The organism is Roseixanthobacter finlandensis (assembly GCF_043195105.2).
GTDB lineage: Bacteria > Pseudomonadota > Alphaproteobacteria > Rhizobiales > Xanthobacteraceae > NCEH01.
Genome location: NZ_CM195536.1, coordinates 3052209 through 3072581, shown reverse-complemented (window position 1 = coordinate 3072581; position 20373 = coordinate 3052209). Strand labels below are relative to the sequence as shown.

Below are 20373 nucleotides of genomic sequence, written 5' to 3'. Positions count from 1 at the left end.
AGTGCAATAAGCCAGGGCCATATCGGGTGGCGCGGATAGATGTTCGCGCGGCCGGGATGTCGCACCGGACGCCTTCGGCGCGTCTTCGGAGGCTATGAGCAGGTGCAAGGGCTGGCCGCGAAAGAAGAAGCATCCCTCCCGCCCCTGGCGGTGGATCTCGACGGCACCTTGACGTTGTCCGATACCCTGCACGAGGGATGTCTCGCCTATGTGAAGACGGGGCTGCAAGATGTCATCGACCTCGCGGCGCGCCTCGGCGAGGGGAAGGCGGCGTTCAAGCGCGCGGTCGCCGACCGCACCGATTTCGATCCCGCTTTGCTGCCCTACAATTCGGAATTGCTGAATTATCTGAAGGCGCAGAAGCGCGCCGGGCGCACGATTGCGCTGGTCACCGCCGCCGATCAATCCATCGCCGATGCGGTGGCCGCCCATCTCGGCCTGTTCGACCAGGCACGCGGCTCGCAGCACGGGGTCAATCTCTCCGGCGCGCGCAAGCTGGCGGTGATCCGGCAGATGCTGGGGGAGCGGTTCGTCTATGCCGGCGACGGCCCGGTGGACGCGCCCATCTTCGCGGCGGCGGACGCGGTGATCCTGGTCGGCAATGTGGACCGCCTCAAGCTGTTGCTGCCGGCGGGAAAGTCCATCGAGCAGGCGTTTGCGGTGAAGCGCGCGGGCGCGCGGACCTGGGCGAAGGCGCTGCGCCTCCAGCATTGGGCGAAGAACGTGCTGGTGTTCGTCGCGCCCGTGCTCGGCTTCAGCTATGCGACGCCGGTGCTGGCGATGAACGCGGTCCTGCTGTTCTTCGCCATGAGCATACTGGCCTCGGCGACCTATATCGTGAACGACCTGCTGGACCTGCCCACGGATCGCCAGCATCCGCGCAAGCGCCATCGCCCGTTCGCCGCCGGCGCCATTTCCCCGCGCGATGGCGCATTCGCGGCCATCGCCCTGTTCGCGCTCTCGGCGCTGATTTCGCTGGCCCTGCCGATCGACGCCGCAGCGGCGCTCGCGGCCTATGCGGGGGTCACGCTGAGCTATTCGCTGATCCTCAAGCGCCAGCCGATCATCGACGTGTTCGTCCTGGCGGGCCTGTTCACCTTGCGCGTGCTCGCCGGCAGCCTGCTGGCGCCGCAGCCGGTTTCGCCCTGGCTGTTGACCTTCTCCATGCTGATCTTCCTCGGCCTCGCGATGGTGAAGCGCTATGCGGAGCTGAACCGGGTGGTGCAGGCGGGGGGCACGGGCGTGGTGTCGCGCGGCTATACGGTGCGCGATCTGCCGCTGCTGCTGGCGGCGGGCATCGCCTCCAGCTTTTCCGCTATCGTCATCTTCATGGTCTATTTGATCAACGAGCAATATCCGCGCGACATCTACACGCATCCCGGCATGTTGTGGGCGCTGATGCCGCTGGTGCTGATCTGGATCCTGCGGGTGTGGCATCTCACCGTGCACGGGCGCATGAGCGAGGATCCGGTGGTGTTCGCGCTGAAAGATCGCTTCTCGCTTCTGCTGGGCCTTCTGGCGCTTCTCGTCTTGTTCGCGGCGACCTGATGGAACCGGTGCGGCGCGCCTATCGCTCCTGGGGCGGCGTGCTCCGCGCCGAGGGCGACGTGGTGCGCCCGCGCGATCCGAAAAGCGCCGCGCGGTTTCTCCTGGGGCCGCATACCGCGCCGGTCATCGCTTATGGCTGCGGGCGCTCCTATGGGGATGTGGCGCTCAATCCCGGCGGGCTGCTGGTGGAGACCCGCCATCTCGACTGTTTCATGGCGTTCGACCCCGAAACGGGATTGCTGACCTGCGAAGCCGGAGTTCGCCTCGCCGATATTTTCGCGGTGATCTCGCGCCCGCAGGCGGACGGCTCGGGCTGGATGCTGCCGGTGGTGCCGGGCACGCGGTTCGTCAGCGTCGGCGGGGCCATCGCCAATGACGTGCACGGCAAGAACGACCATGCCTGCGGCAGCTTCGGCAATCACGTCGAGCGCCTGGAGCTGGCGCGCAGCGACGGCAGCCGGCTGATCTGCTCGCGCACCGAAAATCCCGGGCTATTCTGCGCCACCATCGGCGGCCTCGGCCTCACCGGGCTGATCCTTTCCGCCACGCTGCGGCTGCGCAAGGTGAGTGGGCTGGCGCTGGAGAGCGAGGAAATCCGCTTCGGCCATCTCGACGATTTCTTCGCGCTCGATGCGGAGAGCGCCGAGGCGTGGGAATACACCGCCGCCTGGGTGGATTGCCTCGCCGGTGGGGCGCAGCTCGGGCGCGGCATCTATCTGCGGGCGCGCCACGCGCCCGGCATCGGCGCGCCGCCGCCCTCGCGCGAACCGAAGATCGCGGTGCCCTTCGCCCCGCCCATCTCGGCGGTGAACGCCCTTTCGCTGCGCGCCTTCAATGCCGCCTACCTGCGCAAGCTCGGCCGCACGGGCCGCAAGACGCAGATCGCCTCCTATGAGAAGACCTTCTTCCCGCTGGATGCCATCGGCCAGTGGAACAAGCTCTATGGCCCGCGCGGCTTCTACCAGTTCCAGGCGGTGATCCCGCCGCAGGCGGCGCGCGAGGGCACGGCGGATCTGCTGCGCGCCATCGCGGACGCCGGGCAGGGCTCCATGCTGGTGGTGCTGAAGCGCTTCGGCAGCGTGGGTTCGCCCGGCCTCATGTCCTTTCCCATGCCGGGCGTGACGCTGGCGCTGGACTTCCCCAATCTCGGGGACGACACGCTGCGCCTGCTGCGGCGGCTGGAGGATATGGTGGTGGCCGCACGCGGGCGCATCTATCCCGCCAAGGATTTCTCCATGTCGGCCGCGACTTATGAGAAGGGCTATCCGGCCCTGTCCGCGTTCCGGCATTTTCTCGATCCCGCAATGTCCTCGGCGTTCTCGCGCCGCGTCGGCATTCACCCGGCGGAGGCCCAGACATGACCTTGACCGCACGCCGCGTCGCCATTTTCGGCGCCACCTCCGACATCGCCATTGCCTTCGCCCGCCGCTGCGCCGAGGCGCGCCAGCGCTTGGTTCTGGTGGGGCGGGACCGCGCCGCACTTGACCGGCTCGCGGCCGATCTCAGCGTGCGCGGCGCGCCACAGGTGGAGGTGCAGGAGGCCGATTTCGCCCGCACCGCTGCCCTTGCGGCGGTCGCCGAAAATGCCTGGAGCGCGCTCGGCGGGCTGGACGTGGCGCTCATCGCCTATGGCTCGCTGCCAGATCAAGCCCGCGTTTCCGCCGACGCGCGGGAAGGGGAGGCGGCGCTTGCGCTCAATTTCGTCAGCCCGGCCCTGCTCTGCGATGCGCTCGCCGCGCGGTTCGAGGTGGGGAAGGCGGGCACCATTGCCGTTATCACCTCGGTGGCAGGCGACCGGGGGCGGCAGAGCAATTATCTCTACGGCGCCGCCAAGGGCGGCTTGCAGAAATTCCTGGAAGGGCTGCGGCATCGCCTGTTCAAGGCCAATGTCGCGGTGCTCGACGTGCGCCCCGGCTTCGTTGCAACCAAGATGACCGCCCACCTGCCGCAAGGCGGCCCGCTGTGGGCGACGCCGGAGAAGGTGGCGGGCGATATCGAGGCCGCCATCGCCAAGCGCGGCGCGGTGCTCTACACGCCCTGGTTCTGGTTCGGCATCATGGCCATCGTGCGCACTTTGCCGCGCCCGCTGTTCCACCGCAGCAAGCTCTGACGCCACGGGCGCTTTTCGGCTTCGCCAATCTGTTATGCCGCCCGCCGCCCGGGCGAATACCGCAAAGAGACGATTGCGACTTTCCGGCGCACCCCTCACACTCCCCCCATAAGACAAGAAAACCTGGGCGGAAATGTAGGGGTGGATTCATGTTGGCATTGGTGGTGATCATCGCCTGCGGCCTGCTGGCCGTCGGCTACGGAGTCTGGGCCGGGCGCGCGGTCATGTCGGCCGATCCGGGCAATGCGCGGATGCAGGAAATCGCGGCCGCCATCGCGGAAGGCGCGCAGGCCTATCTCAAGCGCCAATATACGACCATCGGGATCGTCGGCGTCGTCATTTTCATTGCGGTTGGATTTTTGCTGGGCTGGCTGGTGGCGGTCGGTTTCGCCGTGGGCGCGATCCTCTCGGCGCTGGCCGGCTTCATCGGCATGAATGTTTCGGTCCGCGCCAATGTGCGCACCGCCCAGGCGGCGACGAAATCGCTCGCCGGCGGGTTGGACTTGGCCTTCAAGGCCGGCGCGGTCACCGGCATGCTGGTGGCCGGTCTCGCATTGCTTGGGGTGACGGTTTATTTCGCCGTGCTCACCAAGGGCCTCGGCATGGCGCCGGGCAGCCGAACCGTCGTCGACGCGCTGGTGGCGCTCGGCTTCGGCGCCTCGCTGATCTCCATCTTCGCGCGGCTCGGCGGCGGCATCTTCACCAAGGGTGCGGACGTGGGCGGCGATCTCGTGGGCAAGGTGGAGGCCGGCATCCCGGAGGATGATCCGCGCAATCCCGCCACCATCGCCGACAACGTAGGCGACAATGTCGGCGATTGCGCCGGCATGGCCGCCGATCTGTTCGAGACCTATGTGGTCACCGTGGTGGCCACCATGGTGCTGGCGGCGATCTTCTTCGCCAATACGCCGGCGCTGGAATCCATGCTGCTCTATCCGCTCGCCATCGGCGGCGTATGCATCATCACCTCCATCGCGGGCACCTTCTTCGTGCGGCTCGGGCCGACTTCCTCGATCATGGGCGCGCTCTACAAGGGGTTCGGCGCGAGCGCCGGGCTCTCGGTGTTCGCGCTCGCCTTCGTCACCTGGGTGCTGGTGGGCTTCGGGCCGATCTCCGGCAGCGCCCTCACCGGCACCAGCCTGTTCCTGGCGGGCGTCGCCGGGCTCGCGGTGACGGGCGCCATCGTCGTCATCACCGAATATTACACCGGCACCGGCTATCGCCCGGTGGTGTCCATCGCCCAGGCTTCGGTGACGGGGCACGGCACGAACATCATCCAGGGCCTGGCCATCTCGCTGGAATCCACCGCGATGCCGACGCTCGTGATCATCGCCGGCATCCTGGTGGCCCATGGGCTTGCCGGCCTGTTCGGCATCGCGATCGCCGCGACGACCATGCTGGCGCTGGCGGGCATGGTGGTCGCGCTCGATGCCTTCGGCCCGGTGACGGACAATGCCGGCGGCATCGCGGAAATGGCCGGCCTTCCCCCGGAGGTGCGCCATTCCACCGATGCGCTGGACGCGGTGGGCAACACCACCAAGGCGGTCACCAAGGGCTATGCCATCGGCTCCGCCGGCCTCGGCGCTTTGGTGCTGTTCGCGGCCTATAGCCAGGATTTGAAATTCTTCACCAGCACGGCCGCCCCCGGCAGCTATTTCGCCGGGGTCACGCCGAACTTCTCGCTGGAAAATCCCTATGTGGTGGTGGGCCTGCTGTTCGGCGGCCTGCTGCCGTTCCTGTTCGCCGCCATGGGCATGACGGCGGTGGGACGGGCAGCCGGCGCGATCGTGGAAGAGGTGCGGCGCCAGTTCCGCGAGCATCCCGGCATCATGACCTATGCCGAGAAGCCGGATTATTCCCGCGCCGTGGATCTGCTCACGAAAGCCGCCATCAAGGAGATGGTCATCCCCTCCCTGCTGCCGGTGCTCTCGCCCATCGTCTGCTATTACCTCATCTATCTGGTGGCGGGCGGCGGGGTGGCGGGAAAATCCGCCGCCTTCTCGGCGGTGGGCGCCATGCTGCTGGGGGTGATCGTCACCGGCCTGTTCGTCGCCATCTCCATGACCTCGGGCGGCGGCGCCTGGGACAATGCCAAGAAATCGTTCGAGGACGGCTTCGTGGATAAGGACGGCGTGCGCCACTACAAGGGCTCGGACGCGCACAAGGCGTCCGTGACCGGCGACACGGTGGGTGATCCCTATAAGGACACGGCGGGACCGGCCGTGAACCCCATGATCAAGATCACCAACATCGTCGCTTTGCTGCTGCTGGCGGTGCTGGCGCATTAGGGGCGGGCAGGGACGCGTCATCGGCGCGCGGCCCCTCACCCTAACCCTCTCCCCGTCGGGGAGAGGGGATCTCTCGGGTGCAGAGCAAAGCCGGCTTCCGAATCGCTTCCGCATCGCTTTTTCTGCCGGCACCGGCGCGGCGCCGGGTTGGGCGGCGCGATCGGCGCGTGCCTCGGCCTCTTCGCCTGTGTGGCGGCGAAATCGACCTTAGCGCGCGGCCGCAGCGTCAGCGGAGCGGTATGGATCATCGGCTTTGCCATGGTGGGGCGCGGCGTGCGCCGCAAGATCCGCGTGCCATGCAGGGCGCGGGGAGGTGCTGCGAAATCAGGCACTCTTTCATTGCCCGACGCGATCGTGTAGGAACGCGCCCGACTGACTTTTTCCGGACCTGTGCGCGGTTGCCCGGCCTTTTGGCGGACGCCGGCGCGAAGACGTGGATTCCATGCAGACTGTTTTGATCGTCATTCATCTGATGGTGGTGCTCGCGCTGATCGGCGTGGTACTGATCCAGCGTTCCGAGGGCGGTGGCCTGGGCATCGGTGGCGGGGGCGGCGGCTCCGGCGGCGGCTTCTTCACCGCGCGCGGAAGCGCCAATCTGCTGACGCGTGTCACCGCGATCCTCGCCGGCATCTTCTTCGTCACCTCGATTTCGCTGACCATTCTGGCCGGCTGGGGTCGCACCCCGCCGGACCTGCTGACCCCGGCCGCTCCGAGCGGCCCCTCGGTTCCCCAGAGCGGCGGCACGATTCTCGATCAGCTCCGCCAGCAGGCGCCGGCTGGCCAGGCCGCACCCGCGCCTGCCCCGGAAGCCGCACCGGCGCCCAGCGGCCCGCAGGTTCCGAAGTCTCAGTGATCGTGTATCGCGGCGGTCGCGCCGCGATATGAGGTTCTCCACAGGCGAGGCGATGCCGGAATGGCATTGCTCTCGCCGAATCGCGTTTGCGCGGATTAGAGTTTAAGCCCATGGCGCGCTATATCTTCATCACCGGCGGCGTCGTGTCCTCACTGGGCAAGGGCCTCGCTTCCGCAGCCTTGGGCGCGCTTCTTCAGGCGCGTGGCTATACGGTTCGGCTGCGCAAGCTGGACCCCTATCTGAACGTCGATCCGGGCACCATGAGCCCGTATCAGCATGGCGAAGTGTTCGTGACCGACGACGGGGCCGAGACCGATCTCGACCTCGGCCATTACGAGCGCTTCACCGGCCGCCCCGCCACCAAGCGGGACAATGTCACCACCGGCCGCATCTATCAGGACATCATCACCAAGGAGCGGCGCGGCGATTATCTCGGCGCCACGGTCCAGGTGATCCCGCATGTCACCAATGCCATCAAGGACTTCGTCCTGGAGGGCAATGAGAGCTACGATTTCGTACTCATCGAGGTGGGCGGAACCGTGGGCGACATCGAGGGCCTGCCGTTCTTCGAGGCGACCCGCCAGCTCAAGAACGAGCTGCCGCGCGGCCATGCCATCTTCATCCATCTGACGTTGATGCCCTTCATTCCCTCGGCCGGGGAATTGAAGACCAAGCCGACCCAGCATTCGGTGAAGGAGCTGCGCTCCATCGGCATCCAGCCCGACATCCTTTTGTGCCGCACCGACCGGGCGATCCCGCGCGAGGAACGGCGCAAGCTCTCGCTGTTCTGCAACGTGCGGGAAAGCGCGGTGATCGAGGCGCGGGACGTGGACAATATCTACGCCGTGCCCGCCGCCTATCATGCCGAGGGGCTGGATACGGAAGTGCTGGCCGCGTTCGGCATCGATCCCGCGCCGGCGCCGAACCTGAAGCGCTGGTCCACCATCGAGCAGCGGGTGCGCAATCCGGAAGGCGAGGTCACCATTGCCGTGGTCGGCAAATATACCGGCCTGAAGGATGCCTATAAGTCGCTGATCGAGGCTTTGGCCCATGGCGGCATCGCGAACAAGGTGAAGGTCAATCTCGACTGGATCGAGAGCGAGACCTTCGAGCACGAGGACCCCGTGCCGTTCCTGGAGCATGTGCACGGCATCCTGGTGCCCGGCGGCTTCGGCCAGCGCGGAGCGGAAGGGAAGATCCGCGCCGCCCAGTTCGCCCGCGAACGCAAGGTGCCCTATTTCGGCATCTGTTTCGGCATGCAGATGGCGGTGATCGAGGCGGCCCGCAATCTCGCCGGCGTGCAGAACGCCAATTCCACCGAATTCGGCGAGACCAGCGAGCCGGTGGTGGGCCTGCTTACCGAATGGCTCAAGGGCAATGAGCTGGAGCGCCGCTCGGCGGCGGGCGACCTTGGCGGCACCATGCGGCTCGGCGCCTATCACGCGGTGCTCAATCCCGGCAGCCGGGTGGGTGAGATTTACGGCGAGAGCGACATTTATGAGCGCCATCGTCATCGTTACGAAGTGAACACCGCCTATAAGGACCGGCTGGAACAGCACGGCCTACGCTTCTCCGGCATGTCGCCCGACGGGCTGCTGCCGGAAATCGTGGAATATGCCGACCACCCCTGGTTCATCGGCGTTCAATTCCACCCCGAGCTGAAGTCGCGGCCGTTCGAGCCGCATCCCTTGTTCGCGTCCTTCGTCGGCGCGGCGATGGAGCAGAGCCGGCTGGTCTAGCGCGGCATCCCACGGGTAAAAGGAGTTCCCCCATGCGCAGAGGTCTCGATCACGTCGTCCATGTGGTGCGCGATCTCGATGCGGCGGGGGAGGTCTACGACCTGCTCGGCTTCACCGTCAGCCCACGCAACCGCCATCCCTGGGGCACCCAGAACCGCATCGTCCAGATGCCCGGCTTCTTCATCGAGCTGCTGGAAATCTCTGAGCCGCAGAAGATCCCCGCCGGCACGCCGGAGCAGTTTTCCTTCGGCGCCTTCAATCGAGATTTCCTCGCCCGCAATGGAGAAGGCCTCTCCATGCTGGTGCTGGAGGGCACCGACCCGGCCGGAGAGAAGGCGACGTTCGACGCGGCCGGCTTCGGCGGCTTCGACCTGTTCGAATTCTCGCGCATGGCACGCAGGCCCGACGGGAATGACGTGGAAGTGGCCTTCGCGCTGGCCTTCGCCGTCGATCCGCTGGCCCCGGACGTGGGCTTCTTCACCTGCACGCAGCATCGGCCGGAGAATTTCTGGTCGCCCGATCTTCAGCGCCACGCCAATGGCATCACCGGGGTTTCGGGGGTGGTGCTGGTGTCGGAAAGCCTCGTGGATCACGTCAGCTTCCTCGATACGCTGACCGGCGTGACGCCCCGTCGCGCCAGCGACGACTGGTATGTGGCGCAGACGCCGCGCGGCGAGATCGACCTGATGACCCGCGCCAATTTCACCCAGCGCTACGGCGTGCCCGCCCCCGCCGGCGAAGGCCTGCGGCTGGCCGCCATTCGCTTCCATTCGCCCGGCGCCGCCAGCCTGCGCCGCTCGCTGCAGGCGCGCGGCATGGTGGAAGAGGCCATCGAGGGCATCGTGGTGGTGAAGCCGTCGAGCGCGCTCGGCGCCGCCTTGGTGGTGGAGCGCCCGGCGGGTGCGGCTTGAATTGGCGGGAGTGCACGCTAGAATATTCTTATTGAGAAAATAATATTCTCAATAGGCGTGCCGTGCAGGCGCGGCCGGGGGCGGGACGACCTTGCCCCTTTCGGTGGATCGGTGGGGACGACCCCGCTTGTACCGGAGCGTCCCATGTCCTGGGTTTACCTGGCTCTCGCCGGGATCGCGGAAATTGGGTGGGCGTTTGGGCTGAAGCATACGGAAGGCTTCACCCGCCTCTGGCCGACCGTGTTCACGGCGGCTACCTTCACCGCCAGCATCGGCCTGCTCGGCCTCTCCCTGCGCGATCTTCCGCTGGGCACGGCCTATGCCGTGTGGACCGGCATCGGCCTCGTCGGCACGGTGCTGATCGGCATCTTCGTGCTGAACGAGCCCGCCGGCGCCTTGCGCCTCGGCTGCATCGGCCTGATCGCCGCCGGCATCGTGGGGCTGAAGCTGCTGACCCCGGCTTAGGGGTCGATCGACCTTCATGGCTTGACGCCGCGTTGCAGCAGAGCATCGTCATGCACGGGCTTGTCCCGTGCATCCACGTGGAACCGCTGGCGCTGGCGTTCAAGCATGGCGCGGGTGGCGAAGCGTGGATGGCCGGGACAGGCCCGGCCATGACGACTGGCTACCGGGCCGCGCCATCCAGCCGGCGCGGGGCGCGTTTGCCGAAGGGTTCGGGCGCGCCCCGAAAGTAGCGCCCGAACTTCGGCCGAAATCGCGGTTCGGTCGGCCCGCAGAGGGCGGAGAGGCCCCTTTGATCCGCTGTTCGTCCGCGCTAAGCCATTGTTTCACGTGAAACATTTTGCGGGATCTGTGCGACCGCCGGGTTTCGGCGGGTCCGCTTAATTGGGGTCGATCAAGCGTTCCGCATTGCGGTCGTACCGCCACATGGCGCCCGGCTGGAGGCGCGTTCCCCCCAGCCAGCGGTCGATGGCATTCTCGCAGGCATGGTCGAAACTGCCCTTCAGCGCTGCATGCCCGGCTTCTGTCAGAGCGATTTCGGCCGTGGCGAAGGTGCGATAGGTGATCTCCTCCGGCCCCGCCGGCGTGCTCGCACGGAACGGCTTGCACTCGCTGGAGGTGAAGGGCAGCCCCTCGATCAGCGGCTCATGGGCGAAGGCAAGTCCGTCCAATCGCAGGAAAAAAGGCAGATCGGCGAGAAACTGCGCCTCGTCCATCTTGTGCACGGCGCCATAGACATGGGCGACGCTCTGCGGCCCGTCCACCAGCTGGCGCAGGATGCGTTCCTCGGTGAGCGAAAGCCCGGTGCGCGGCGCGGGCAGTTCGGCCAGCGCCCGGCGCAGGGCCGGCACCAGGAAGGGCAGGGCCGGGCTCGGCTGCTTGACGAATCGGGCAAGGGCCCGCGGCGTCGGCGCCGTGAAGGCCTCCCAGGCCTCGCTCGCGGTCTCCAATTGCACGGCACTGACCGGGCAGGCCCGCTGCGCCAGCTCATGCACCTGCGTTTCGTCCATCAGGCCGAGATAATGGTCCGACTGGATGAGCCGCAGGCCCAGACGCTCCGGCTCGTGGGCGAAATAATCCAGCAATTGTATGAGCTGGAGCTGGTCGTAAAGGTCGTGCTCGAACCACAGGTCCACGCAGGTGAAGGCGATGTGGATCTCCAGCTGTCCGTCGCGCTCGGCGAAATCAGCCCGGACGGAATCGAATTCCAGCCCAAGCGATTGGGAGAGAAACGCGGCGCGGACATCCGCCACGATGGCGAGAGACGGGTCGGCGGGAACCGGGCCGTCATGGAGCATGTCCCGCCAAGGCAGGAAATGGCCGGCAATCCCGCCGGCCTTCAGGCGCTCGACCGCCGCATCCCCATTGGTGATCACCAAACTGGGCATGGTCATCCCCTTCCGCGATAGGGCGCAACTCCCGTGTCCGGCAGCCAGGCGCCCTTAGGCAGATCCCCAGTCTGCCAGAAAACATCAATGGGTATGCCTCCCCTCGGATACCAATAGCCCGCGATTCGCAAAAACCGCGGCGCCAGCAGCCCCACCAGGCGCTTGCCGATGGCGATGGTGCAATCCTCGTGGAAGGCGCCATGGTTGCGGAAGCTGGCGAAATAGAGCTTCAGCGACTTGGATTCCACCAGGAACTGGTCCGGCACATAGTCGATCACGACATGGGCGAAATCGGGTTGGCCGGTGACCGGGCAGAGCGAGGTGAATTCGGGACAGGTGAACCGCGCCACATAATCCACGTCCGGGTGCGGATTGGGCACGCGATCCAGCACCGCCGTTTCGGGCGAGGCGGGCAGGGCGGTCTCGCGACCGAGCTGGAGGTCGGCGGAAGTCATGACAAGTCCTTGTGCGGCAAAAGAGGCGGTCCCGTCGGATTCTGGAACAGGACATTAGCCGAAAACGGGCAAGGTGCCGCTCCCATCGCCCCTTCGCAGCCGCGCGGGTTCGCGCTAGAAGCGGCCGCGACATCGGGCGCGCCTGGACATCTCGGCTCCAGGACCAAAGGGAGGGACATTCCAATGACCGCCATCGTCGATATCATGGGCCGCGAAATCCTGGACAGCCGCGGCAATCCCACGGTGGAAGTGGACGTGGTGCTGGAAGACGGCTCCCTCGGCCGCGCGGCCGTCCCCTCCGGCGCCTCCACGGGCGCCCATGAGGCCGTGGAACTGCGCGACGGCGACAAGTCCCGCTACGGCGGCAAGGGTGTGCTGAAGGCCGTGGATGCGGTGAACGGCGAGATCTTCGATGCCGTCGGCGGCTTCGATGCCGAGGACCAGGCCAAGCTCGACGCCACCTTGATCGCCCTCGACGGCACGCCCAACAAGGCCCGCCTCGGCGCCAACGCCATCCTCGGCGTCTCGCTGGCGGTGGCCAAGGCGGCGGCGATCTCCAACAATCTGCCGCTCTATCGCTATGTCGGCGGCGTGAACGCCCGCACCTTGCCGGTGCCGATGATGAACATCGTCAATGGTGGCGCCCATGCGGACAATCCCATCGACTTCCAGGAATTCATGATCCTGCCCGCCGGCGCGCCCACCTTCGCGGACGCGCTGCGGATCGGCTCGGAAATCTTCCAGACCCTGAAGAAGGGCCTGAAGGACGCCGGCCACAACACCAATGTGGGCGACGAGGGCGGCTTCGCCCCGAACCTGCTGAGCGCCGACGATGCGCTCTCCTTCATCATGAAGGCGATCGAGAAGGCCGGCTATCGGCCCGGCGAGGACGTGCTCCTCGGCCTCGATTGCGCTGCCACCGAATTCTTCAAGGACGGCGCCTATCATTATGAAGGCGAGAAGCTGGTCCGCGATATCGAGGCCCAGGTGAAGTATCTGGCCGACCTCGTGTCGCGCTATCCCATCGTCACCATCGAGGACGGCATGTCCGAGGACGACTGGGCGGGTTGGAAGCTGCTGACCGATACCATCGGCTCCAAGTGCCAGCTGGTGGGCGACGATCTGTTCGTCACCAATGTCACCCGCCTGTCGCGCGGCATCAAGGAAGCCACCGGCAACGCCATCCTGGTGAAGGTGAACCAGATTGGTTCGCTCACCGAGACGCTGGAAACGGTGGAAATGGCCCATAAGGCGGGCTATCGCGCGGTTATGTCCCACCGTTCGGGCGAGACCGAGGATTCCACCATCGCCGATCTCGCGGTGGCGACCAATTGCGGGCAGATCAAGACCGGCTCGCTGTCCCGTTCGGATCGCACCGCGAAATATAATCAGCTGCTGCGCATCGAGCAGGAACTGGGCGATGCGGCGAAGTACGCCGGCAAGGCCGCGCTGAAGGCGCTCGCCTGAGCGTTTGCCGCAAGCTTTTAAAATGCGGAAGGCGGGGCGGCGACGCTCCGCCTTTTCTCGTTCTAGGCCAAGGCCGGGCTTGCCAGCCCAGCCGCGGGGATGGCGCCACAGCGGGAGATTCCAAGGACTGCGAGTCTTAACCCCCCAGCAACCGCGATGGGGCAGGATGGCGGCATGCAAACACGCTCGCGCCTGCGCTCCTTCCTGTTCGCACTGCTGCTCTACACCCTCTCCGGGGGTGTCATCGGCTATTTCGCGTACCATGCCTATAATGGCCAGCACGGCCTGATGGCGAAGCGCAACTTCCAGGTGGAGATGGCGCAGCTCGAAGGCGAGCTGGCGGCGCTGAAGGCCCAGCGGCGCGCGATCGAGAACAAGGTCTCCCTGCTCCAGGCCTCGCGGCTCGATCCGGACCTGCTGGATGAAGAGGGACGCCGGCAGCTGGATTTCGTCAATGCGAAGGACCTTGTGCTGCTGAAACCTCGCTCATGAACTTGTTACAAGTTCATGACATCAATTAACTGAAATCCAGTTCAACCCAGCAGAGTCAAGCGTTTGCAACGTGTTGCGGTGCAGCACGATGCAAATGGCGCTTTGAGTCGTCTCGGAGGTGCGCTAGAGACTCCTCGGTTCCAGCGTGTCCCGAGGATGAGATGGCCGTAAAAAAGGCAGTCGCCCGCACCGAAGCCGCGCCCGGCGCGATACCGGACTTCAGCAAGGAGCAGGAACTTCACGCGTATCGCGAGATGCTCCTGATCCGCCGCTTCGAGGAAAAGGCCGGCCAGATGTATGGCATGGGTCTGATCGGCGGCTTCTGCCACCTCTATATCGGCCAGGAGGCCGTGGTGGTCGGCATGCAGATGGCCATGAAGAAGGGTGATCAGGTGATCACCGGCTATCGCGACCACGGCCACATGCTGTCCACCGGCATGGAAGCCAAGGGCGTCATGGCCGAGCTCACCGGCCGCCGCGGCGGCTATTCCAAGGGCAAGGGCGGCTCGATGCATATGTTCAGCATCGAGAAGCAGTTTTTCGGGGGCCACGGCATCGTCGGCGCCCAGGTCTCGCTCGGCACCGGCCTCGCCTTCGCCAATCATTACCGCGACAATGGCTCGGTCTCGGTGGTCTATTTCGGCGACGGCGCGGCCAACCAGGGCCAGGTCTATGAGAGCTTCAACATGGCCGAGCTGTGGAAACTGCCGGCCGTGTACGTGATCGAGAACAACAAATACGCCATGGGCACGTCGGTCAATCGCGCCTCCGCCCAGACCGACTTCTCCAAGCGCGGCACCTCGTTCAACATTCCCGGCGAGCAGGTGGACGGCATGGACGTGCGCGCGGTGAAGGCGGCTGCCGAACGGGCGCTCGGCTTCGCCCGCGACGGCAAGGGCCCCTATATCCTGGAAATGCAGACCTACCGCTATCGCGGCCACTCCATGTCCGATCCGGCGAAATACCGGTCGAAGGAGGAGGTGCAGAAGATGCGGACCGAGCACGATCCCATCGAGCAGGTGCGGGCGCGCCTGCTGGAAAAGGGCCTCGTGAGCGAGGACGAACTGAAGGCGATCGACGGCGAAATCCGCGAGGTCGTCAATGCGGCCGCCGATTTCGCGACGCACGATCCCGAGCCCGATCCCTCTGAGCTGTACACGGACATCCTGCGCTAAGGCGGCGGCCATGGCGATCCCGGCCCTCATTCTCCTTCTGGCCTCGCTCGCGGGTGCAGCCGCGAGCTGGGGCGTTGCGATCCGCGAAGGGATGAGGGCCGAGGCCGCCTCCGGCTCGTTGAGCGCGCGCCGTCAGGCGCTGCTGGTGCTCTGGCCCTTTTCCGCCCGTCTGCGCGAAGGCGCGGCGGGCGATCATGCCCGGCGGGTCGGCAAGGCCCTCATCCTGTTCATCGCCTCCCTCACGGTCGCGGCCGCCGCGGCCTCCGCTTATTCCAATCTCACGAGACAGCGCCCCGTTCCGCCCGCCCCCGCGAGCGTGAGCGAGCCCGCGTCGAGCAAGAGCTGAGCAGAAGCCATGCCCATCGATATCCTCATGCCGGCCCTCTCCCCCACCATGGAGAAGGGCAATCTCACCAAATGGCTTAAGAAAGAGGGCGACAGCGTCAAGTCCGGCGACGTGATCGCCGAGATCGAGACCGATAAGGCCACCATGGAAGTGGAAGCCGTGGACGAGGGCATCCTCGGCAAGATCCTGGTGCCCGAGGGCACGCAGGACGTGGCCGTGAACACCCCCATCGCCTCGATCCTGGCCGATGGCGAGGACGCGAACGCGGCTCCGGCTCCGGCCCAGAAGGCCGCCGAGAGCGCGCCGCCGACGGCCGCTCCGCAGCCGTCCCCCACGGCCGCTGCCGCGCCCGCCCCGCAGGCGGCCGTGCCCTCCGCCGTCGCCAACCCGCCCCAGGTGAAGAGCCAGCCGGATCCGGAAGTACCGCCCGGCACCGAAATGGTCACCATGACCGTACGCGAGGCCCTGCGCGACGCCATGGCCGAGGAAATGCGCCGCGACGCCGACGTGTTCGTCATGGGCGAGGAAGTCGCCGAATATCAGGGCGCCTATAAGATCACTCAAGGCCTGCTCCAGGAATTCGGCGCCAAGCGCGTGGTGGATACCCCCATCACCGAGCACGGCTTCGCCGGCATGGGCGTCGGTGCCGCCATGGCGGGGCTCAAGCCCATCGTGGAATTCATGACCTTCAACTTCGCCATGCAGGCGATTGACCAGATCATCAATTCCGCCGCCAAGACGCTTTATATGTCCGGTGGCCAGGTGCATTGCTCCATCGTGTTCCGCGGCCCGAACGGCGCGGCCGCGCGCGTCGCCGCCCAGCACAGCCAGGATTACACCTCCTGGTACAGCCATATCCCCGGCCTCAAGGTGATCGCGCCCTATAGCGCCGCCGATGCCAAGGGCCTGCTGAAGGCGGCGATCCGCGATCCCAATCCCATCATCTTCCTGGAAAACGAAATCCTCTACGGCCATTCCTTCGAGGTGCCGAAGCTGGATGATTACGTGCTCCCCATCGGCAAGGCGCGCATCGCGCGTGCCGGCAAGGACGTGACCCTGGTGGCCTGGTCTATCGGCATGACCTATGCGCTGAAGGCGGCCGAGGAATTGGCCAAGCAGGGCATCGAGGCGGAAGTCATCGATTTGCGCACCATCCGCCCCATGGATACCGCGACCATCATCGAGTCGGTGAAGAAGACCGGCCGTTGCGTGACCATCGAGGAGGGCTGGGCCCAGTCCGGCGTCGGCGCCGAGATTTCCGCCCGCCTGATGGCCGATGCGTTTGATTATCTCGACGCGCCGGTCCTGCGCGTGACCGGCAAGGATGTGCCCATGCCTTATGCCGCCAATCTCGAAAAGCTCGCTCTGCCGACGGTCGCCGACGTGATCGAGGCCGTCCGCGCCGTGACCTATCGCTGAGGGGAAGACCAGATGCCCATCGAAATCCTGATGCCGGCCCTGTCTCCCACCATGGAGAAGGGCAATCTCGCCAAATGGCTCAAGAAGGAAGGCGACAGCGTCAAGTCCGGCGACGTGATCGCCGAGATCGAGACCGACAAGGCGACCATGGAAGTGGAAGCCGTCGATGAAGGCGTGATGGCGAAGATCCTGGTGCCCGAGGGCACGCAGGACGTGCCGGTGAACCAGCTCATCGCGGTTCTGGCCGGCGAGGGCGAGGACGCCAAGGCGGTCGCCTCCGGCGCCGGCGGCGCCAAAGTCCCCGCTGCTCCGGCGGAAGCCTCGCCGCAAAAGCAGGCCGCCATTGCCGAAGACAAGACGCCGCCGAAGGTTCCCGCCCCCGGCGATGCCGGTGCGATCCAACGCGAAGTGACGCCCCCGGCCGCACCGGCCGCGAACGGCCAAGGTGGACGCGTGTTCGCCTCGCCGCTGGCCCGTCGCCTCGCCAAGGAAAAGGGCATCGATCTTGCCGCGCTGCCCGGCTCCGGCCCCCATGGCCGTGTCGTCGCGCGCGATGTGGAAGGCGCGAAGCCCGGCGCTGCGCCGGCCGCCGCTGCCGCTCCTGCGTCCGCGCCGGCCGCAGCGGCTCCCGCTCCTGCGAAGGCCGCTGTCAGCGGGCCGACCGCCGACCAGGTCAAGGCCATGTTCGAGGCGGGGTCCTTCGAGGAAGTCCAGCTCGACGGCATGCGCAAGACCATCGCCAAGCGGCTGGTGGAGAGCGAGCAGCTCACCCCCACCTTCTATCTCAGCGTGGATTGCGACCTCGACGATCTGATGAAGCTGCGCGAGACCGTCAATTCCATGGCGTCCAAGGACAAGGACGGCAAGCCGGTCTACCGTGTTTCCGTCAACGACTTCATCATCAAGGCCATGGCGCTGGCGCTGCAGAAGGTGCCGGCCGCCAATGCGGTGTGGGCCGAGGACCGGATCCTGCGCATGAAGAATTCCGACGTCGGCGTGGCGGTTGCCATCGACGGCGGGCTTTATGCCCCGGTCATCAAGAAGGCCGAGACCAAGACCTTGTCCGCCATCTCCAACGAGATGCGCGACCTCGCCGCGCGCGCCCGCACCAAGAAGCTGAAGCCGGAGGAATATTCCGGCGGCTCCACCTCCATCTCCAACCTCGGCATGATGGGCGTGCGCGATTTCGTGGCGATCATCAACGCCCCGCAATCCTCCATCATCGCCATCGGCGCGTCCGAACAGCGCCCCGTGGTGCGCGGCGGCGAGATCAAGATCGCCACCCAGATGACTGCTACCCTCACCTGCGATCACCGGGTGATGGACGGGGCGCTGGGCGCCGAGCTGCTGGCCGCGTTCAAGGAGTTCGTCGAGAAGCCCATGACCATGCTGGTGTGATCCATGCTGGTGTGAGGAGCGCGGCGGAAGCCGGCCGGAAGGCCGGTTTCCTGTGCGGCAGATCAAAGGTCGCACGGCGGCTTCGGTGTAGCAGGGCCCATGCGGCGCGCATGCCGCCGCGTCCAAGGTAGAACGAGGCACTCATGTCCCACACGCCCCACCAATTGGCCGCCGACTTCCCCGAATATGCCGGCAAGCTCCACGAGCTGCGCCAGAGCGACCCGCACTTCGCCCATCTGGTTGCCGAGTACGACAAGGTGAACGAGGTGGTCCACAAGGCCGAGAGCGATCTTGAGCCCATGGACGACCTTGCGCTCGACACCGTGCGCAAGGAGCGCGTGCGGCTGAAGGATGAAATCTACGCTTATCTGACCCGCTGACGGCTGGGGTCCGGCGCTGGTGCGTCGGACCCGGCCCGCCGGCCCTGTCGCCTGCCGAGGCCTTTCGCCGGCGCGCGCGGGGCGGGCACGGCCCCATTCCCACCCGGTCCCTTCTGCCGATGCGGTGCGTCCGGCGGCCCAGGAGGGGAAGGAGAGATCCATGGCTGAGACCAATTTCGACATCATCGTCATCGGCGGCGGCCCGGGCGGCTATGTGGCCGCCATCCGCGCGGCCCAGCTCGGCTTCAAGACCGCGGTGGTGGAAAAGAGCCATCTCGGCGGCATCTGCCTGAACTGGGGCTGCATCCCCACCAAGGCGTTGCTGCGCTCGGCCGAAGTGTTCCATTATATGGAGCACGCCAAGGATTACGGCCTCTCCGCCGAGAAGGTGGGCTTCGATATCGGCGCGGTGGTGAAGCGCTCGCGCGGCGTTGCCAGCCAGCTCTCCACCGGCGTCGGCTTCCTGCTGAAGAAGAACAAGGTGGACGTGATCTGGGGCAAGGCGACCCTTTCCGCCCCCGGAAAGCTGAAGGTGGAAGCGGCCGAGAATGCGCCCAAGGGCGCGCTCGGCGGCGGCGACTACACCGCCAAGCACATCATCGTCGCCACCGGCGCCCGCCCGCGCGCCCTGCCGGGCCTGGAGCCCGACAAGAAGCTGATCTGGACCTATTTCGAAGCCATGGTGCCGGACATCATGCCCAAGTCCCTGCTGGTCATGGGCTCGGGCGCCATCGGCATCGAGTTCGCGTCCTTCTACAAGACCATGGGCGCCGACGTGACGGTGGTCGAGGTGCTGCCGCAGATCCTCCCCGTGGAGGATGAGGAGATTGCTGCCCATGTGCGCAAGCGCCTGGAAAAGCAGGGCATGAAGATCCTCACCGGCGCCAAGGTCAGCGGCGTCACCAAGCATGGCGAGAATCTCACCGTCCATGTGGAGGACAACAAGGGCGCCAAGCACGATTTCGCGGTGGACCGGATGATCTCCGCCGTCGGCGTGGTCGGCAATGTGGACAGCCTGGGCCTCGAAGCGGTCGGCGTGAAGATCGAGCGCGGCATCGTCGTGACCGATGGCTATGGCCGCACCAATGTGCCCGGCATCTATGCCATCGGCGATGTCGCCGGCGCGCCCATGCTGGCCCACAAGGCCGAGCATGAGGGCGTGATCTGCGTGGAGACCATCAAGGGGCTTCACACCCACCCCATCGACAAGAACAAGATCCCCGGCTGCACCTATTGCAACCCGCAGGTCGCCTCCATCGGCCTCACCGAGAAGAAGGCCAAGGAGCAGGGCCGCGACGTCCGCATCGGCCGCTTCCCCTTCATCGGCAACGGCAAGGCGATCGCGCTCGGCGAGCCCGAGGGCCTGGTGAAAACCATCTTCGACAAGAAGACCGGCGAATTGCTGGGCGCCCATCTCGTGGGCGCGGAAGTCACCGAGCTGATCCAGGGCTTCATGATCGCCATGAATCTCGAGACCACCGAGGAAGAGCTGATCCACGCCATCTTCCCGCATCCGACGCTTTCGGAAACCATGCACGAGAGCGTGCTGGACGCGTACGGCCGCGTTATCCATATGTGAGGGGCGCGCGGCGCGGGCCGGGCGGAACCTGGGGGCTGATCCATGAATGGCGAGACCTATGCGGCGTTGAGCCAGCCCGGCGTCGGCTTGTTCACCATGATCCTCATCGGCCTGATCGCCGGCTGGATCGCGGAGCGGATCACCGCGAGCGACCACGGGCTGCTGACGAACCTCGTGTTCGGCCTGATTGGGGCGTTCGTCGGCGGCAAGCTGGCGGAATGGGCGGACGTGCCGGTCTATGGCTTCTTCCGCACGCTCATCGCCGCCGTGGTTGGTGCCATCATCGTGCTGTGGGTGTGGCGCCGCATCCGCGCGCGCTAAAGGCCCTTGGCCGGTCCGGCGCTGCCGGCAGGTCAGCACTGC

At 66.2% G+C, this 20373-nt stretch carries 19 protein-coding genes; 17 read left to right on the top strand and 2 right to left on the bottom strand.

The window, feature by feature from the left end; genetic code table 11:
* Positions 1-102 precede the first annotated feature (102 nt).
* The 8 genes from V5G24_RS14570 (at position 103) to V5G24_RS14535 (ending at position 9914) form a co-directional block, all read left to right on the top strand.
* Positions 103-1548: a UbiA family prenyltransferase gene (locus V5G24_RS14570; protein ID WP_394081725.1), complete on the top strand. Its 1446-nt coding sequence runs from the start codon at positions 103-105 to the stop codon at positions 1546-1548.
* The gene (locus V5G24_RS14565) at positions 1548-2909 is read left to right on the top strand and encodes an FAD-binding oxidoreductase (protein ID WP_394081727.1); all 1362 of its coding nucleotides are present in this window, start codon (positions 1548-1550) and stop codon (positions 2907-2909) included. Before V5G24_RS14570 ends, V5G24_RS14565 begins: the two co-directional genes overlap by 1 nt.
* Positions 2906-3658: an SDR family oxidoreductase gene (locus tag V5G24_RS14560; RefSeq protein ID WP_394081729.1), complete on the top strand. Its 753-nt coding sequence runs from the start codon at positions 2906-2908 to the stop codon at positions 3656-3658. The genes V5G24_RS14565 and V5G24_RS14560 overlap by 4 nt, the downstream gene beginning before the upstream one ends.
* A gap of 149 nt (positions 3659-3807) precedes the next feature.
* The gene (locus V5G24_RS14555; protein ID WP_394081731.1) at positions 3808-5946 is read left to right on the top strand and encodes a sodium-translocating pyrophosphatase; all 2139 of its coding nucleotides are present in this window, start codon (positions 3808-3810) and stop codon (positions 5944-5946) included.
* A 442-nt stretch (positions 5947-6388) separates the two neighbouring features.
* Positions 6389-6799 (top strand): preprotein translocase subunit SecG, encoded by a 411-nt coding sequence (gene secG / locus V5G24_RS14550; protein WP_394081733.1) that lies wholly within the window; start codon positions 6389-6391, stop codon positions 6797-6799.
* A 110-nt stretch (positions 6800-6909) separates the two neighbouring features.
* Positions 6910-8538 (top strand): CTP synthase, encoded by a 1629-nt coding sequence (gene pyrG, locus V5G24_RS14545; protein ID WP_394081735.1) that lies wholly within the window; start codon positions 6910-6912, stop codon positions 8536-8538.
* A 32-nt stretch (positions 8539-8570) separates the two neighbouring features.
* The gene (locus V5G24_RS14540; protein ID WP_394081737.1) at positions 8571-9449 is read left to right on the top strand and encodes a VOC family protein; all 879 of its coding nucleotides are present in this window, start codon (positions 8571-8573) and stop codon (positions 9447-9449) included.
* Positions 9450-9593: 144 nt separating this feature from the next.
* A complete protein-coding gene (locus tag V5G24_RS14535; RefSeq protein ID WP_394081739.1) occupies positions 9594-9914 on the top strand; it encodes a DMT family transporter in 321 nt (106 codons plus the stop codon).
* 377 nt (positions 9915-10291) lie between these two features.
* Here V5G24_RS14535 and V5G24_RS14530 read toward each other — a convergent pair whose 3' ends face one another.
* A complete protein-coding gene (locus V5G24_RS14530) occupies positions 10292-11299 on the bottom strand; it encodes a hypothetical protein (protein ID WP_394081741.1) in 1008 nt (335 codons plus the stop codon).
* A gap of 2 nt (positions 11300-11301) precedes the next feature.
* Complete coding sequence (gene queF, locus V5G24_RS14525; RefSeq protein WP_394081743.1) at positions 11302-11754, bottom strand: preQ(1) synthase; 453 nt, start codon at positions 11752-11754, stop codon at positions 11302-11304.
* 183 nt (positions 11755-11937) lie between these two features.
* Between queF and eno the strand changes: the two genes are divergently transcribed.
* The 9 genes from eno to V5G24_RS14480 all read left to right on the top strand — a co-directional run bounded on the left by eno (position 11938) and on the right by V5G24_RS14480 (position 20331).
* Positions 11938-13221 (top strand): phosphopyruvate hydratase, encoded by a 1284-nt coding sequence (gene eno, locus V5G24_RS14520; protein WP_394081745.1) that lies wholly within the window; start codon positions 11938-11940, stop codon positions 13219-13221.
* 174 nt (positions 13222-13395) lie between these two features.
* Positions 13396-13713, top strand: coding sequence for an FtsB family cell division protein (locus V5G24_RS14515; protein ID WP_394081747.1), 318 nt, complete (start codon positions 13396-13398; stop codon positions 13711-13713).
* 161 nt (positions 13714-13874) lie between these two features.
* On the top strand, positions 13875-14888 hold the full coding sequence (gene pdhA, locus V5G24_RS14510; RefSeq protein ID WP_394081749.1) for a pyruvate dehydrogenase (acetyl-transferring) E1 component subunit alpha: 1014 nt from the start codon (positions 13875-13877) through the stop codon (positions 14886-14888).
* 10 nt (positions 14889-14898) lie between these two features.
* Positions 14899-15234: a hypothetical protein gene (locus V5G24_RS14505; protein WP_394081751.1), complete on the top strand. Its 336-nt coding sequence runs from the start codon at positions 14899-14901 to the stop codon at positions 15232-15234.
* A 9-nt stretch (positions 15235-15243) separates the two neighbouring features.
* On the top strand, positions 15244-16653 hold the full coding sequence (locus tag V5G24_RS14500) for a pyruvate dehydrogenase complex E1 component subunit beta (RefSeq protein ID WP_394081753.1): 1410 nt from the start codon (positions 15244-15246) through the stop codon (positions 16651-16653).
* Positions 16654-16665: 12 nt separating this feature from the next.
* Positions 16666-18051, top strand: a complete 1386-nt coding sequence (locus V5G24_RS14495; protein WP_394081755.1) for a pyruvate dehydrogenase complex dihydrolipoamide acetyltransferase — start codon at positions 16666-16668, stop codon at positions 18049-18051.
* A gap of 143 nt (positions 18052-18194) precedes the next feature.
* Entirely contained in the window at positions 18195-18431 is a 237-nt protein-coding gene (locus V5G24_RS14490) for an HP1242/YdcH family protein (RefSeq protein WP_394081757.1), read from the top strand.
* 160 nt (positions 18432-18591) lie between these two features.
* Positions 18592-20010 (top strand): dihydrolipoyl dehydrogenase, encoded by a 1419-nt coding sequence (gene lpdA / locus V5G24_RS14485; RefSeq protein WP_394081759.1) that lies wholly within the window; start codon positions 18592-18594, stop codon positions 20008-20010.
* 42 nt (positions 20011-20052) lie between these two features.
* Entirely contained in the window at positions 20053-20331 is a 279-nt protein-coding gene (locus tag V5G24_RS14480; RefSeq protein ID WP_394081761.1) for a GlsB/YeaQ/YmgE family stress response membrane protein, read from the top strand.
* The last annotated feature ends 42 nt before the right edge of the window (positions 20332-20373 follow it).

Excerpts from the sequence above, each read along its gene's own strand:
- V5G24_RS14490 (WP_394081757.1), top strand. The coding sequence starts at position 18,195 with ATGTCCCACACGCCCCACCAATTGGCCGCCGACTTCCCCGAATATGCC.
- V5G24_RS14535 (WP_394081739.1), top strand. The coding sequence starts at position 9,594 with ATGTCCTGGGTTTACCTGGCTCTCGCCGGGATCGCGGAAATTGGGTGG.
- V5G24_RS14500 (WP_394081753.1), top strand. The coding sequence starts at position 15,244 with ATGCCCATCGATATCCTCATGCCGGCCCTCTCCCCCACCATGGAGAAG.
- V5G24_RS14480 (WP_394081761.1), top strand. The coding sequence starts at position 20,053 with ATGAATGGCGAGACCTATGCGGCGTTGAGCCAGCCCGGCGTCGGCTTG.
- lpdA (WP_394081759.1), top strand. The coding sequence starts at position 18,592 with ATGGCTGAGACCAATTTCGACATCATCGTCATCGGCGGCGGCCCGGGC.
- V5G24_RS14560 (WP_394081729.1), top strand. The coding sequence starts at position 2,906 with ATGACCTTGACCGCACGCCGCGTCGCCATTTTCGGCGCCACCTCCGAC.
- pyrG (WP_394081735.1), top strand. The coding sequence starts at position 6,910 with ATGGCGCGCTATATCTTCATCACCGGCGGCGTCGTGTCCTCACTGGGC.
- V5G24_RS14540 (WP_394081737.1), top strand. The coding sequence starts at position 8,571 with ATGCGCAGAGGTCTCGATCACGTCGTCCATGTGGTGCGCGATCTCGAT.
- V5G24_RS14505 (WP_394081751.1), top strand. The coding sequence starts at position 14,899 with ATGGCGATCCCGGCCCTCATTCTCCTTCTGGCCTCGCTCGCGGGTGCA.
- V5G24_RS14515 (WP_394081747.1), top strand. The coding sequence starts at position 13,396 with ATGCAAACACGCTCGCGCCTGCGCTCCTTCCTGTTCGCACTGCTGCTC.
- eno (WP_394081745.1), top strand. The coding sequence starts at position 11,938 with ATGACCGCCATCGTCGATATCATGGGCCGCGAAATCCTGGACAGCCGC.
- V5G24_RS14495 (WP_394081755.1), top strand. The coding sequence starts at position 16,666 with ATGCCCATCGAAATCCTGATGCCGGCCCTGTCTCCCACCATGGAGAAG.
- V5G24_RS14565 (WP_394081727.1), top strand. The coding sequence starts at position 1,548 with ATGGAACCGGTGCGGCGCGCCTATCGCTCCTGGGGCGGCGTGCTCCGC.
- secG (WP_394081733.1), top strand. The coding sequence starts at position 6,389 with ATGCAGACTGTTTTGATCGTCATTCATCTGATGGTGGTGCTCGCGCTG.
- queF (WP_394081743.1), bottom strand. The coding sequence starts at position 11,754 with ATGACTTCCGCCGACCTCCAGCTCGGTCGCGAGACCGCCCTGCCCGCC.
- V5G24_RS14530 (WP_394081741.1), bottom strand. The coding sequence starts at position 11,299 with ATGCCCAGTTTGGTGATCACCAATGGGGATGCGGCGGTCGAGCGCCTG.
- pdhA (WP_394081749.1), top strand. The coding sequence starts at position 13,875 with ATGGCCGTAAAAAAGGCAGTCGCCCGCACCGAAGCCGCGCCCGGCGCG.
- V5G24_RS14555 (WP_394081731.1), top strand. The coding sequence starts at position 3,808 with ATGTTGGCATTGGTGGTGATCATCGCCTGCGGCCTGCTGGCCGTCGGC.